Source organism: Natronomonas marina, assembly GCF_024298905.1.
Lineage (GTDB): Archaea > Halobacteriota > Halobacteria > Halobacteriales > Haloarculaceae > Natronomonas > Natronomonas marina.
The window spans coordinates 1,876,887-1,888,858 of record NZ_CP101154.1; the positions used below are offsets into that span (position 1 = coordinate 1,876,887).

Consider the following 11,972-nt stretch of genomic DNA (forward strand, 5'->3'; position numbering starts at 1 on the left):
GGCCACAGACTCTTTGTGCCGGCGCGCTTCTCGGGAGTCATGTCACGAACCGCGGTCGTCGCCGGCGTCGGGCCGGGGCTGGGCGCGTCGGTGGCGGAGCGCTTCGCCGAGGAGGGCTGTTCGGTCGCACTGCTGGCCCGCTCGGAGGAGTACCTGACCGACCTGGCGGCGCGACTCCGCGAGGAGACACCGGGCGAGGCGCTGGCAGTGCCGACCGACCTCGCGGACCCGATGACCATCGATCACGCCTTCGACCGAATCGCCGAGACGTTCGGCCCCGTCGACGTGCTGGTCAACCACGCCAGCGCGGCGTCGTGGGACGGCCTGCTGGACGCCGACCCGGAGGCGTTCCGGCGGGCGCTGTCGGTCGGACCGGAGGCGGCGCTGCACTGCTCGCAGGCGGCCGTCGAGGACATGGTCGACGGCGACGGCGGGACCGTCATCTTCACCGGCGCGACCACATCGGTCCGGGGCCGGGAGGGCGCGGTCGGCTTCAGCGCCGCCAAGTTCGCCTGCCGCGGCATGGCCGAATCGATGGCGCGCGAACTCGGCCCCGAGGGCGTCCACGTCGCCCACGTCGTCGTCGATGGGATGATCCGGCCGCCGGAGGTCGACCCCGAGGAAGCCGGCGAGGAGTACCTCGACCCCGACGCCATCGCCGACGCCTACTGGAGCCTCGTCGAGCAGGATCGCTCGGCGTGGACGCTCGAACTGGACCTCCGGCCGCACGTCGAGGAGTTCTGAGCACGACCCCTACCAGCAGGGTTACGATGGTGCAGGGGTCTCCCTTGAGAGGAGGGCAGAGATCAGCCCGCCGATCCCAGCGAGAACGAACAGACCGGCGAGAAGGTACCACTCACCGTCGAGATACTGGAGCACCCCGATAGCGATAAAACTACCAAACGTGAGCGGCCGGTAGAGCCGGTGGCTACGGACCCCCTTCACTGCTGCCGATACCAGCAACAGTGGAACGAGGATTATCCAGAGAAGAAACGAGTACGGACTCGGTTCGGTAACCAGGAACTCGAAGTACGTAGCGCCCCCGACGAGGAGAACCACGACGATAAACGCACCCGGACGGATCCGGTCACGGAGGGTAGAGATGGACGACATGGAATACTCGGCGTTGGTCCGTCGGTGGCTTCAGCGTTCCGCTCCGGGTCGGTACTCGACACGCGACCGTATCGAGCGAACTCACCGCCCGTCGAGTCACGGTGAGGGGAAGATCGGGTGTCAGTCGGTCCAGCGTCGGTCACTCGACGACGTCGACGACCTTCCGGAGGTCCATCCGCCCGAGGACGACCGCCTCGACCCGCGGGTGGGCGACGACCTCTGCGGCTATCTCGCGCGCCGTCGCCTCCAGGTCGGCGTCGTCGACCATGTTCACGAGCGGGCGGACCGCGGCACCGTCGGGGACGCCCTTCAGGCCGCCCCGCTCGTGGGTCAGGACGGTCGCCACGTCGCCGGGGCGTATCTCCTCACCTGCCGCGAGGCCGGTCAGAGCGGCGATGCGTTCGGGCCGGTGGACCCGCTCGGCGTCGAGCGGTTCGCCGACGGCCCGGGCGCTCGCAACCGGCACGACGGTGCTCGCGGCGGCGGGCACCTGTGGCTCGTCGTCGGCGGGTGCCTTCAGCCAGCGGCGGCGGGCGCCGTCGGCCTTCACGAGCACGGGGGCGTCCGTCGCTTCGGCCAGGTCGTCCACGGTCGCCGTCCCGTAGCCGAGATAGCGGTCGCGGTCGCCGTCCCGCCCCGGGACGACGCCGAGCGGCCAGGCGTCGTTCGACTCGACGACCCCACCCGGCTCCCCGGTGACGGCCAGTCGCTCGACGTGGCCATCGAACGGCGGGATGCGGACCGTCGCGGTCAGGACCGCTCGGTCGAGGTCGGCCGCCAGCGCGTACAGCGTCGACTTCTTGCCGCCGGCGCCGACGACGGCGAGGAGGCCCTCGGCGGCGAACGCGTCGGCCAGTTCCATGCCCGACGGTCGACGCGGCGTCGGAAAACGCTGCCGACGGGCGTCGTCCGCGCTGCCGGATGTCGTGTCTATTAGTGGCTGCCGCCCGCGGCCTTCGGCATGGTCGTAGACACCGCGATGTACACCATCCACACGGCCTTCGCGGCCCTGTGGAGCGGGTCGGTGCTGTTCGTCGTCGCCGCCGTGCTACCGCTGGCGATGGACGGGGACATCTCGCCGGAGGCCTTCGGCAGCGTCGTCTCGAAACTCCAGTGGGTGACCCGAATCAGCGCCCTGCTGATGCTCGTCACTGGCGGGCACCTCGCCGGTACCGGGTACACCGTCGAGTCGCTCACCGGCAGTTCTCGGGGATACCTCGTCCTCGCGATGGTGGCGCTGTGGCTGGGGCTGGCCGCGACCGTCGAAATCGGCAGCGCGAAGGCGAGACGCGGCGTCGACGAGCGGAAGATACGGGAACCGGCCCGCAAGGCGCGACCCTTCTACCTGGCGGCCGCCCTGCTCGCGGTCGGTCTGCTCGTCGTTGCCGGCCTGCTGGGGCGAACGCCGGCGTTCCTGTAGGCCGCGGCTACTCCCGTCTGGCCTCGCGGACGCGCTCGCAGTTGCCGCAGACCTCGGCGTTTCGGTCCTCGAAGTACTCCACCGGGTCGGCGTCCTCGGGGAACGGCCGGACCGTCGGCGAAACGCCGGTCACCCGCGCCCCGCAGAGCGCCCGCTCGGGGTCGGCCGACTCACAGAGGTGAATCGGCGGCCGGAACCAGTAGAACATCAGGGAATTTCGACGTCGTTCCGCAGCGTCCCGACGCCCTCGACGGTCACCTCCACGGTGTCGCCGTCGGCCAGCGGGCCGACGCCCTCGGGCGTACCGGTCGAGACCACGTCGCCCGGTTCCAGCGTCATGTAGGTCGTTATCTCCTCGATCAACTCGGGGACGGAGAAGATGAACTCCGCGCGGGAGGAGTCCTGCCGGAGGTCGCCGTCGACGCGACACTGGACGGCGGCGTCTTCGGGCACCTCGTCGGGCGAGGCGACGACCGGCCCGATGGGGGCGGCGTCGTCGAAGGCCTTCCCCCGGACCCAGTTGGTCTCGACGGCCTGGTCGTCGCGGTTCGAGAGGTCGTTGACGCAGGTGTAGCCCGCGACGACGTCGGCGGCGTCGGCGGCGTCGACGTTCCGGCACCGCTCGCCGACGACGACGCCCAGTTCGGCCTCGAAGTCGAGTCGTTCCTTGCCGGCGGGCAACTCGACGGTCGAGTCGTGGCTGGCGACGGTGTTCGGCGGCTTGAGGAAGAGCAGCGGCCGGTCGGGAATCTCCTTGCCCTGTTCGGCGGCGTGATCGGCGTAGTTCAGGCCGACGCAGACGATTTTCGAAGGATCGCAGGCCGGCAGTATCTCGACCTCGTCGGCCGCGTAGAACTCCGGGGTGATCGAAAAGCGGTTCCCGTCGACCGGATCGGCGCGAATCTCGGCGTCTTCCTCGCCGGTCCACTCGCCGCCACGAACGTCGCCAGCGGGGTCGCGGAATCGGACGTGTCGCATACACCCCGCTCCGTCGGGGGGCCAAAAAAGGGTTCGTGCCGCCCGGTTGCTCTCCCCGCCGCCGCGGGGACGCGTACGAAAGCGCCCGTCGAGTTGCGCCTCGGCCGTGCCCCGGGGGAGGCGTCCGTCTACAGGTCCTTCCGCATCTCGCGGTGGGGGATGCCGGCGTCCTCAAAGGGCTCGCTTGTCACCTCGTAGCCCAACCGCTCGTAGAACTCGACGACTGGAACTTGGGCGTGGAGGACGACGGCCTCGTAGCCGTCCCCGATTGCCTGGGTCTCCACGGCGTCCATCAGTTCCCGGCCGAGACCCCGTCCGCGTTCGGACGCCAGCACCGCCACGCGTTCGACCTTCGCGGTCGCGTCGTCGTAGGCCCGGAGTCGAGCCGCTCCGACGGGTCGGTCGCCGTCGTAGGCGACGAAGTGCGTCGCCGCGTCGTCGCGGCCGTCCAGTTCCCTGTGTTCGGGGACGTCCTGCTCGTCGACGAACACCTCCCGGCGGACCGCGAGGGCGTCCGTCAGTTCGTCGTCGGTCTCGACGCGGCGTACGTCCATGTTCCCGCTAGTATTCCGGGACCGGATAACTCGCGCGGTAGCGGGCCGGAGCGGGTCCACTCGGGGGCGTCACCCACTCTTAATACGTCGACGCGAGTAGGTTCACGCGCTATGGAGCTAACCTGGCACGGACACTCGACGTGGCACGTCTCGGTGGACGACACGGACCTGCTCATCGACCCCTTCTTCGAGAACCCGAAGACCGACACCGACCCCGAGGAGCTGGACCCGGATTACGTCCTCCTGACGCACGGCCACGCCGACCACATCGGCGACGTCGACCGCTACGAGGGGAGCGGTCTGGTGGCGGTACCGGAGCTCGTCTCCTACCTCGAGGACAACTTCGGCGACTACGACGCCGTCGGCGGGATGGGGATGAACATCGGCGGGACCGTCGAGTGCGGCGACGCCTGGGTGACGATGACGCAGGCGGCCCACACGAACGGCATCGAAACCGACTACGGCGCCTCCGCCGGCGTCCCGGCGGGCTTCGTCGTCAGCGACAAGAAGCCAACCCAGGAGTCCGACCCCGACTGCACGTCCTTCTACCACGCCGGTGACACCAGCCTGCTGACCGAGATGCGCGATGTCATCGGGCCGTTCCTCGAACCGGACTTCGCGGCGCTGCCGGCCGGCGACCACTTCACGATGGGACCGGCCCAGGCCGCCATCGCCGCCGACTGGCTCGACGTCGACTACGCGGCCCCGATGCACTACGACACGTTCCCACCCATCGAGATGGACCCGGCGGACTTCGAGCGCGAACTGAAGGCGACCGGGACCGGTGCCGAGGCGGTCGTCCTCGCTGGCGACGAGAGCTTCGAACTCTGAGGGTCCGGTCCGACTACCTTTTTAACGTCGCCGGGCCAAGCCGAACCCGCAATGGCCGACATCGAAACCACCACCGTCAACGAGGAGAAGTTCCACGCACTGAGTCGCGCCGGCGATTTCGAGTTGAGCATCGACGCCACTGGCGCGGAGGGGCCGACACCCAACGAGGTGCTGGTCGCCGACTACGCCTCCTGTTTCACCTTCGCCTGCCGCGCCGGCGCCCAGCGCGAACTCGATGTCGAACTCGGGAAGGTCGAGACGGCCGCCGAGGCCGACCTGAACGACGACGACGACCTCACCTCGATCAGCTTCCAGATGCACATCGAGGCCGACCTCGACGACGACGAGGTGGCGGAACTCCTCGAACTCGGTGAGGACATCTGCCACGTCCACGACTCCCTCAAGGAGTCGCTACACGCCGACGTCGACGTGACGACCGACGCCTTGTAAACTACCCCACCCTACTCCCTCGGCGCATACGCGCCTCGGTCCTTGAGGGTGGGGCTTTGATGTGGACTCCCGGCAATCAGTCACCAGCAATAGGCCGGTGACTCTCGCCGTTCAACGTCCCACCATTCACACGCAGGTCTACTTCTGCGTCTCCGCTCCCCGACTTGGGCGAGGAACGGAGTCTGTGTGTCCGCTTTCGGGCGTACCGTAGCCCGATATTCTTCGCACCGTTGTAATCCGCGTTCACCTCGTAGCCGCACTTCTGGCAACAGAACTGTTCTCCGCGGCGGTTGTCCTCGTGCGTGAACCCACAATCCGTCCGAGAACAGCGTTGAGACGTGTGGTTCGGTTCGACTTGCTCCACGGAGATCCCCTGTTCGGGCGCTTTGTAGGAGACGTACTCGAACAGCCTGCGGAATGCCCAGACGTGGTGCCACTCCGCTTGCGGTAGCCGCTCTCGAATATCTGTCAACTCCTCGAACGCGATTACATCGCAGTCGTGTTTGACGGCTTCCGCGACAAGTTCGTTAGCGACCGTGTGGATGTACTGTTTCCGCCATGCTCTTTCACGCTTCCCGAGTCGGAGCAAAGCGTTGTGCGCGGATTGAGTGCCGCGCTGTTGCATCTCACCACGCCGCTTCTCGAACTCGCGGCACCAGTGGTCGTATTCGTCTCCCTGCCAGAACAAGCCGGTCGATGAGACGGCAAGGCTGTTGACCCCGAGGTCGATACCGAGGACCGTTTGGTCGGGGTGCCCGGTATCTGCCGAAACCTCTGCGTCGCCGTCTACCCGCCGCGTCGAGATGTTGAGGTAGAACTCGTCGGTTGCCGCGTCGTACCGAAGCGTACTCTCTCGGAACTCGTAGTCCTCGGAGAGTACGTACCGTTCGTGGGGCGTCGGGCTGTCTGCCGGGAGAACGAACGAGGGTTCGATTCGCCCCTCAACGGTTGACAGCGACACCTTGTTGCGGTAGAAGGTCGCGCTCCGCGTGTCGTAGTCCATCGTTTCGGCGGTGAACGTGGGGCAAGAGACGCGCTGTCCCTTCTTCCAGCGTCCGACACACGATTTGATGGCTTCGACGGCGCGTCGGATGGCGGCTTGGACGAATTGTGCCTGTAGGTCTGTCTCCTCTCGAAGTTCGGAGTAGAGCGCGTCCCGCACCTGCCGCTTGTTGGTCTTGCACTCGGTGAACGAGGTGCCGGACCAACAGTAGTCGGCGGTTCGGTTCGCGCAGTACGGGTATTGTTCGGCGGTTCGGTGGAGTGCGTCGCGTTGCTCGTTGGAAACGGCAAGCTTCACGGCGGCGGTTCGACGCACCTCCATGACTTCAGAGAACACCCGACGGTACTTAAATATTCGGGAGTCGGTCGCCGTATGCTGGTTGTGTCGTACCATGTCGGTTTCCTCTCCGGCCTACTCGCTCCCTTCGCTACGCTTCGGTCGCTCCTTGAGGCCGGAGGCTCCACCTCGAAAACGCTCGAACGCCTGCGTTTCGACCCCGAGCCGGAACCGAGCACTCAGCCCAGCACGCCCGCGCCGACGACCCCGCCGAGGACGACCCCGTAGACGAGGTGGAAGACGCCGAACATCGCCATCGTCTTCGGTGCGGCGTCCATCGCGAGGACGACGTTCATCCAGAAGACCATCCCGACGACGGTCAGCACGAGGGCGAAGACGACGCCGGCCGCGACCGCGGCGACCACCCCGTCCAGTCCGAACCCGATTGCGGGCACGGCGAGGACGAAGACCGCCCCCGCGCCGACCCCGTACAGCAGGTGCAGCACCATCCCGGGCATCACGTAGTCGTCCGCCGGGCCGTCGCCGACGTACTTCGCCCACAGCGCCGCCGTCGGCGGCGGCGAGTCGTCGCCGAGCGCCATCATGAACACCGTCATGACGATGGTTGCGAGCAATCCGCCTATCAGGCCGCTGAGTATCGTGACCATTCTCGGGTACCTCCGTCGGAGAGCCTCCGACCGACGCCGGCCGGAAGCTAACGGACACTTACCTGGTTGTGAGGAGTAACCATTAAAGGTTAGGAGAGTGATAGGTTACTCGGTTACGTCTCGGTAATCGGCGTGTCGGTGCCGGTCGTGCGAATTTTTCGCACGACGATACAGGTTACATATAGTAATCGGAACGACGTACCGACGTGAGCACACGGAACGGCACCGACGACGAGCGGACCGACGACTGCACGACGACGACCTCGTTCTCCGATCACGGACTCGGCGATGGCCGACGGCTCATCCGGGAGACGTACTACCGCCTGGTCGACGGCGGGACGGCCGAGTTCGCACCGACGGAGCGGTTCTTCGACCGTCTGGAGACGGCGTTCGTCTGGAGTTACATCGGCGCCACGGACGACAGCGGGGTCCCGCCCCACGTCGGGACCGCAATCGAGGACGCCCGCGCCCGGACGCGGGAGGCGTTCGCGGCGGACCCGGACGCGGACCTCCGAACCGAGGTGATTCCAGCCTTCTACCAGCGGGTCGCCGGCTTCCACTGCGTCTACCGGAACTGAGTCCGTTACCGGACACCGGTGGGTCGGTTGGGCGGTTCCCGTGGCGTTTTGCCGCCCGGTGAGTCCGGGGTAACCCAGTGTGTCCACCCTTACCTAGCGCTTATGGTTACTTGACGTTACCTGATAACTGTACATGTCCGAATCAGGCTCTCGCGACGGTGCCACGGCAAGGACGACGACGGACCCGGTGTCGGTCGACGTGCTCGTCTTCGGCGGCGGCGCCGCCAACAAGGTCGCCTCGGCGGCCGCGGCAGCAGGCAAGGAGACCGTCCTCGTCGAGAAGGGTCCGCTGGGCGGTACCTGTCTGAACCGCGGCTGTAACCCCTCGAAGATGCTGATCGCCCACGCCGACCGCGTCAACGCCGTCAGAGACGCCGACCGATTCCACGTCGACGCAGCGGTGCGCGGGGTCGACACCGAGACCATCGTCGAGGAGGTTCACGGCACGCTCGGCGGCGTCGCCGAGGGGATGGCCGACGCGAAACGAAGCGAGGAGAACCTCACCTTCGTCAACGCCGAGGGCGAGTTCGTCGACGACCGGACCGTCCGGGCCGGCGGCACCGAATACACCGCCGACGAACTCCTCGTCGCCGCGGGGACGCGACCGCTCGTCATCGACGCCATCGACGGCATCGCGTCGGTCGACTACCTCACCAGCGACGACGCGCTGCGGCTACGACACCCGCCCGAACGGCTGGTCGTTCTCGGCGGCGGCTACATCGCCGCCGAACTCGGCTACTACTTCGACGCCCTCGGGACGGAGGTCGCACTACTCGAGATGGAGGAGACGCTGCTGCCGCGGGAAGATGGCGAAATCGCCGAGCGATTCACCGCCGTCGCCGAACGGCGCCACGACGCCTACACCGGCTACCGGGTGACCGGGGTCGAAGAGACCGACGGCACGGTCACCGCCACCGCCGAGTCCGCCGACGGCGAGGTCGTCGAGGTGGCCGGTGACGAACTGCTCGTGGCGCTGGGTCGCCGGCCGAACACCGACCGCATCGGCATCGAGAACACCGCCATCGAGACCGACGACCGTGGCTTCGTCGAGGTCGACGACCGCCTCGAAACGAGCGTCGACGGCGTCTACGCTGCTGGCGACGTCATCGGTCAGCACCCGTTCAAACACGCCGCCGACCACGAGGTCGAGGTGGTCGCCGAGAACCTCCTCGGCGGCGACCGGACCGTCGACTACCGCGGCATCTCCCACGCCGTCTTCACGGAACCGCAGGTCGCGGGCGTCGGGAGGACGGAATCGCAACTACAAGAGGCGGGCACCGACTACGTGGTCGGTCGGGCCGAGTACGCCGACACAGCGATGGGCCGCGCGCTGAAACTGGACGAGGGGCTGGTGAAGGTGCTGGCCGCCCCCGACGGCGAGGTGCTCGGGACGCACCTCCTCGGTCACGAGGCGTCGATGCTGGTCCACGAGGCGACGCTCGCGGTCCGACACGGTCTCTCGGTCGCCGACGTCGCCGACACCATCCACGTCCACCCCTCGATGAACAAGGTCGTCGCGGCTGCCTTCGCCGACGCGGCCGCCGAACTGTAACGGAACCACCCGCGGGATGGAAAGCGTCCGAACCCCCTCCAAGACTCCTGACACATGCCCACAGACACGACGAAACCGGAATCGACGGACGAATCGACCTCGGCGCCCGAACTGACCGAGGGGGACGTCCTCCGAATCGACGACGAGCGGTTCGGCAGGGAGAACGTCGCACTCGTGACGGGCGCGGCGTCGGGTATCGGGCGGGCGACGACCATCGCGCTGGCGGTCAACGGCCTCACCGTCGTCGGCCTCGACGTCGACGAGGACGGCCTCGAGGAGGTAGCTACCACGGCCGAGTCCTTCGACGCCGACGGGCGGGTCGTCGCCGCGCCGACCGACCTGACCGACGACGACGAGTGCGAGGCCGCGGTCGAGGCAGCAAGCGAGGAGGGGCAAATCCGGTACCTCGCCAACGTCGCCGGGATGCAGCACATCGCCTCCCTCGCCGAGTTCCCGATGGAGCGATACGACCTCATGGGGGACCTGATGCTTCGAGCGCCGTTCCTACTGTCGAAACTCGTGATGCCGCACGTCCGGGCGACCGAGGACGGCGTCGGCGCCATCGGCAACATGTCGTCGGTTCACGGCCACTACGCCACGCGGGACAAGCCGGCCTACATCACCGTCAAACACGGACTGACCGGTCTCACCCGGGCCATCGCCGCGGAGGGCGACGGAACGCTCCGGGGTTTTTCCGTCAGTGTCGGCTACGTGCTGACGCCACTGATGGTCGACCAGATAGCCGACACCGCCGCCGAGCGCGACATTACCGAAGCGGAGGTCGTCGAGGACGTCATGCTGGGACAGGCCCGAACGAAGGAGATGATGACGCCGGCCGAGGTGGCCAACCTCTTCGTGTTCGGCTTCTCCTCGCACGCCCGCCACCTCAACGGGAGCGACCTGCTGTTCGACGGCGGCTACACCACCACCTATGAGTAGGGTCGCAATCGCCTGCCAGGGCGGCGGGAGCCACACCGCCTTCACGGCCGGCTTCCTCAGACACGTCTTCGAAAACTGGGACGACGAGGACGAACTCGTCGGTCTCTCGGGGACGTCGGGCGGCGCGCTCAACGCCGTCGCGGCGTGGTACGGGCTGGCGACCGAGGGCCGCGAGCGCGCCGTCGAGTTGCTGGACGCGGTCTGGGAGGACGTCGCCGCCGACGACCCCATCGACCGGGTGACGAACGCGACGGCGGTCTGGACCCGGCGCGTCGAGACGAGCGGCCTCCCGGTGCCGACGGTGAGTCCGTACCTCCTGCCCGCCACGGCGTGGGCCGAATCGGAGTTCCGGGCGCTCGTCGAACGGCACGTCGACTTCGAGACGATCCGGGCGCTGTGCGGTGACCCGGAACGGCCGTCGCTCGTCGTCGGGACGGTCAACGTCAACGCCGGCGAGTTCGAGACGTTCGTCGACGAGGAGGTAACCGCCGACGCGGTGCTGGCCTCGGCCGCTATCCCCGAACTGTTCCGGGCCGTCGAGATACACGGCCACTACCACTGGGACGGGCTCTTCAGCCAGAACCCGCCGGTCAAGGACCTGATGCGGGGCGACGGCGGCCGGAAACCCGAGGAGCTGTGGGTCGTCCAGATAAACCCACAGCAGCGGTCGGACCTTCCGAAGACCAACGAGGAGATATCCGACCGGCGGAACGAACTCGCCGGGAACATCTCCCTGAACCAGGAGATAGGCTTCATCGAGCGGGTCAACGACTGGATCGACGCGGGCTATCTCCCCGAATCGGAGTTCACGAAAGCGAGCGTCCACCGCATCGAGATGGGCGAGCAGTTCCACTGCTCGACGAAGGCCGACCGCTCGCCGGCGTTCATCGACGAACTGCTGGCCCTCGGCGAGCGCCGAGCCGAGGCGTTTCTCGCCGACCGGTAGCGGCCACCTTCGGGATCGCCGAGGAGTGGGTCGGCTCTCGCCGGGTCGCCCGACATTCCGCCGCCCGACGATGAGCGATCGGTAAGTCACGAACTCCGACGTTAGCGAACCTATATTCTGCTGGCCGTGGAGTATCAGCACGTCCGACCGTCCACCATGACTCTGACAGAACCACCCCTGCGCGTCGAGTTGTTCGTCCGTTCTCTGGCCCCGAGCGGCTCCCGCTTCGGCGAGGAGGTGGTCGTCGAGCGACTCCAGCGACTCGAAGCCGACGGCGTCGTCGACGACCTGACGGTCCACGTCACCGGCAAACAGGTCTGTCCGGGGACCGCAACCGCCGACACCGAACCGGGCCGGTTCCTCCTCGGCCGTCTGGCGGCCTTCGAGCGGTGGGCCGACCGGACCGGCCGCTCCCTGAAGCCGTTCTTCGAGCACGTCGAAGGCGCCGAGACCATCGACGGGACCGACTGCAGCGGCATCCGGTTTCCGGCCATCGCGCTTGCGACGTACCGCGGCGACGAACTGGTGGCGGTCGCGCCGGTCTCGGACGGCGCGGCGGTCGAGAGCGTTTCGGACCGACTCGACGCCCTGGAACGCGCCCGTGGGGACGCCACCGCGCCGCTGGCCGGCCGGGCGGAGTGAACACCGCCGCGACCGCCGGGTC

16 protein-coding genes are annotated in these 11,972 nt (G+C 67.6%); 9 read left to right on the forward strand and 7 right to left on the reverse strand.

The annotated features are described in order from the left end of the window. Positions 1-39 precede the first annotated feature (39 nt). The gene (locus NLF94_RS10055) at positions 40-744 is read left to right on the forward strand and encodes an SDR family NAD(P)-dependent oxidoreductase (RefSeq protein ID WP_254841336.1); all 705 of its coding nucleotides are present in this window, start codon (positions 40-42) and stop codon (positions 742-744) included. A gap of 21 nt (positions 745-765) precedes the next feature. Here NLF94_RS10055 and NLF94_RS10060 read toward each other — a convergent pair whose 3' ends face one another. Both NLF94_RS10060 and yqeC read right to left on the reverse strand, forming a co-directional pair. Beyond that, positions 766-1,113 (reverse strand): hypothetical protein, encoded by a 348-nt coding sequence (locus NLF94_RS10060; protein ID WP_254841337.1) that lies wholly within the window; start codon positions 1,111-1,113, stop codon positions 766-768. Between the two features lie 139 nt (positions 1,114-1,252). Further along, positions 1,253-1,975 (reverse strand): selenium cofactor biosynthesis protein YqeC, encoded by a 723-nt coding sequence (gene yqeC / locus NLF94_RS10065; protein WP_254841338.1) that lies wholly within the window; start codon positions 1,973-1,975, stop codon positions 1,253-1,255. Positions 1,976-2,074: 99 nt separating this feature from the next. On the opposite strand from yqeC, the gene NLF94_RS10070 reads away from it, so the two are divergent. Beyond that, entirely contained in the window at positions 2,075-2,533 is a 459-nt protein-coding gene (locus NLF94_RS10070) for a transporter (protein WP_254841339.1), read from the forward strand. A 7-nt stretch (positions 2,534-2,540) separates the two neighbouring features. Here the strand turns inward: NLF94_RS10070 and NLF94_RS10075 are convergent, their stop codons facing one another. From NLF94_RS10075 to NLF94_RS10085, 3 genes are all read right to left on the reverse strand, one after another. Continuing rightward, a complete protein-coding gene (locus NLF94_RS10075; protein ID WP_254841340.1) occupies positions 2,541-2,741 on the reverse strand; it encodes a hypothetical protein in 201 nt (66 codons plus the stop codon). Further along, a complete protein-coding gene (locus NLF94_RS10080; RefSeq protein ID WP_254841341.1) occupies positions 2,741-3,511 on the reverse strand; it encodes a fumarylacetoacetate hydrolase family protein in 771 nt (256 codons plus the stop codon). Before NLF94_RS10080 ends, NLF94_RS10075 begins: the two co-directional genes overlap by 1 nt. 128 nt (positions 3,512-3,639) lie before the next feature. Next, positions 3,640-4,065, reverse strand: coding sequence for a GNAT family N-acetyltransferase (locus NLF94_RS10085; RefSeq protein ID WP_254841342.1), 426 nt, complete (start codon positions 4,063-4,065; stop codon positions 3,640-3,642). 111 nt (positions 4,066-4,176) lie between these two features. Between NLF94_RS10085 and NLF94_RS10090 the strand changes: the two genes are divergently transcribed. Both NLF94_RS10090 and NLF94_RS10095 read left to right on the forward strand, forming a co-directional pair. Next, the gene (locus NLF94_RS10090) at positions 4,177-4,896 is read left to right on the forward strand and encodes a metal-dependent hydrolase (RefSeq protein WP_254841343.1); all 720 of its coding nucleotides are present in this window, start codon (positions 4,177-4,179) and stop codon (positions 4,894-4,896) included. Positions 4,897-4,947: 51 nt separating this feature from the next. Then, a complete protein-coding gene (locus NLF94_RS10095) occupies positions 4,948-5,346 on the forward strand; it encodes an OsmC family protein (protein WP_254841344.1) in 399 nt (132 codons plus the stop codon). Between the two features lie 76 nt (positions 5,347-5,422). Here the strand turns inward: NLF94_RS10095 and NLF94_RS10100 are convergent, their stop codons facing one another. Together NLF94_RS10100 and NLF94_RS10105 are read right to left on the reverse strand one after the other, a co-directional pair. Further along, positions 5,423-6,670, reverse strand: a complete 1,248-nt coding sequence (locus NLF94_RS10100) for an RNA-guided endonuclease InsQ/TnpB family protein (protein ID WP_254841345.1) — start codon at positions 6,668-6,670, stop codon at positions 5,423-5,425. A gap of 194 nt (positions 6,671-6,864) precedes the next feature. Then, positions 6,865-7,293 (reverse strand): hypothetical protein, encoded by a 429-nt coding sequence (locus NLF94_RS10105; RefSeq protein WP_254841346.1) that lies wholly within the window; start codon positions 7,291-7,293, stop codon positions 6,865-6,867. 206 nt (positions 7,294-7,499) lie between these two features. On the opposite strand from NLF94_RS10105, the gene NLF94_RS10110 reads away from it, so the two are divergent. The 5 genes from NLF94_RS10110 (at position 7,500) to NLF94_RS10130 (ending at position 11,950) form a co-directional block, all read left to right on the forward strand. Beyond that, positions 7,500-7,871 (forward strand): hypothetical protein, encoded by a 372-nt coding sequence (locus tag NLF94_RS10110; protein ID WP_254841347.1) that lies wholly within the window; start codon positions 7,500-7,502, stop codon positions 7,869-7,871. Between the two features lie 187 nt (positions 7,872-8,058). Further along, positions 8,059-9,423, forward strand: a complete 1,365-nt coding sequence (locus tag NLF94_RS10115) for a dihydrolipoyl dehydrogenase (protein WP_254841348.1) — start codon at positions 8,059-8,061, stop codon at positions 9,421-9,423. A 54-nt stretch (positions 9,424-9,477) separates the two neighbouring features. Then, on the forward strand, positions 9,478-10,362 hold the full coding sequence (locus NLF94_RS10120; protein ID WP_254841349.1) for an SDR family oxidoreductase: 885 nt from the start codon (positions 9,478-9,480) through the stop codon (positions 10,360-10,362). Continuing rightward, complete coding sequence (locus NLF94_RS10125; protein ID WP_254841350.1) at positions 10,355-11,308, forward strand: patatin-like phospholipase family protein; 954 nt, start codon at positions 10,355-10,357, stop codon at positions 11,306-11,308. The genes NLF94_RS10120 and NLF94_RS10125 overlap by 8 nt, the downstream gene beginning before the upstream one ends. A 156-nt stretch (positions 11,309-11,464) precedes the next feature. Next, positions 11,465-11,950, forward strand: coding sequence for an HTH domain-containing protein (locus NLF94_RS10130; RefSeq protein ID WP_254841351.1), 486 nt, complete (start codon positions 11,465-11,467; stop codon positions 11,948-11,950). Positions 11,951-11,972: the final 22 nt, after the last annotated feature.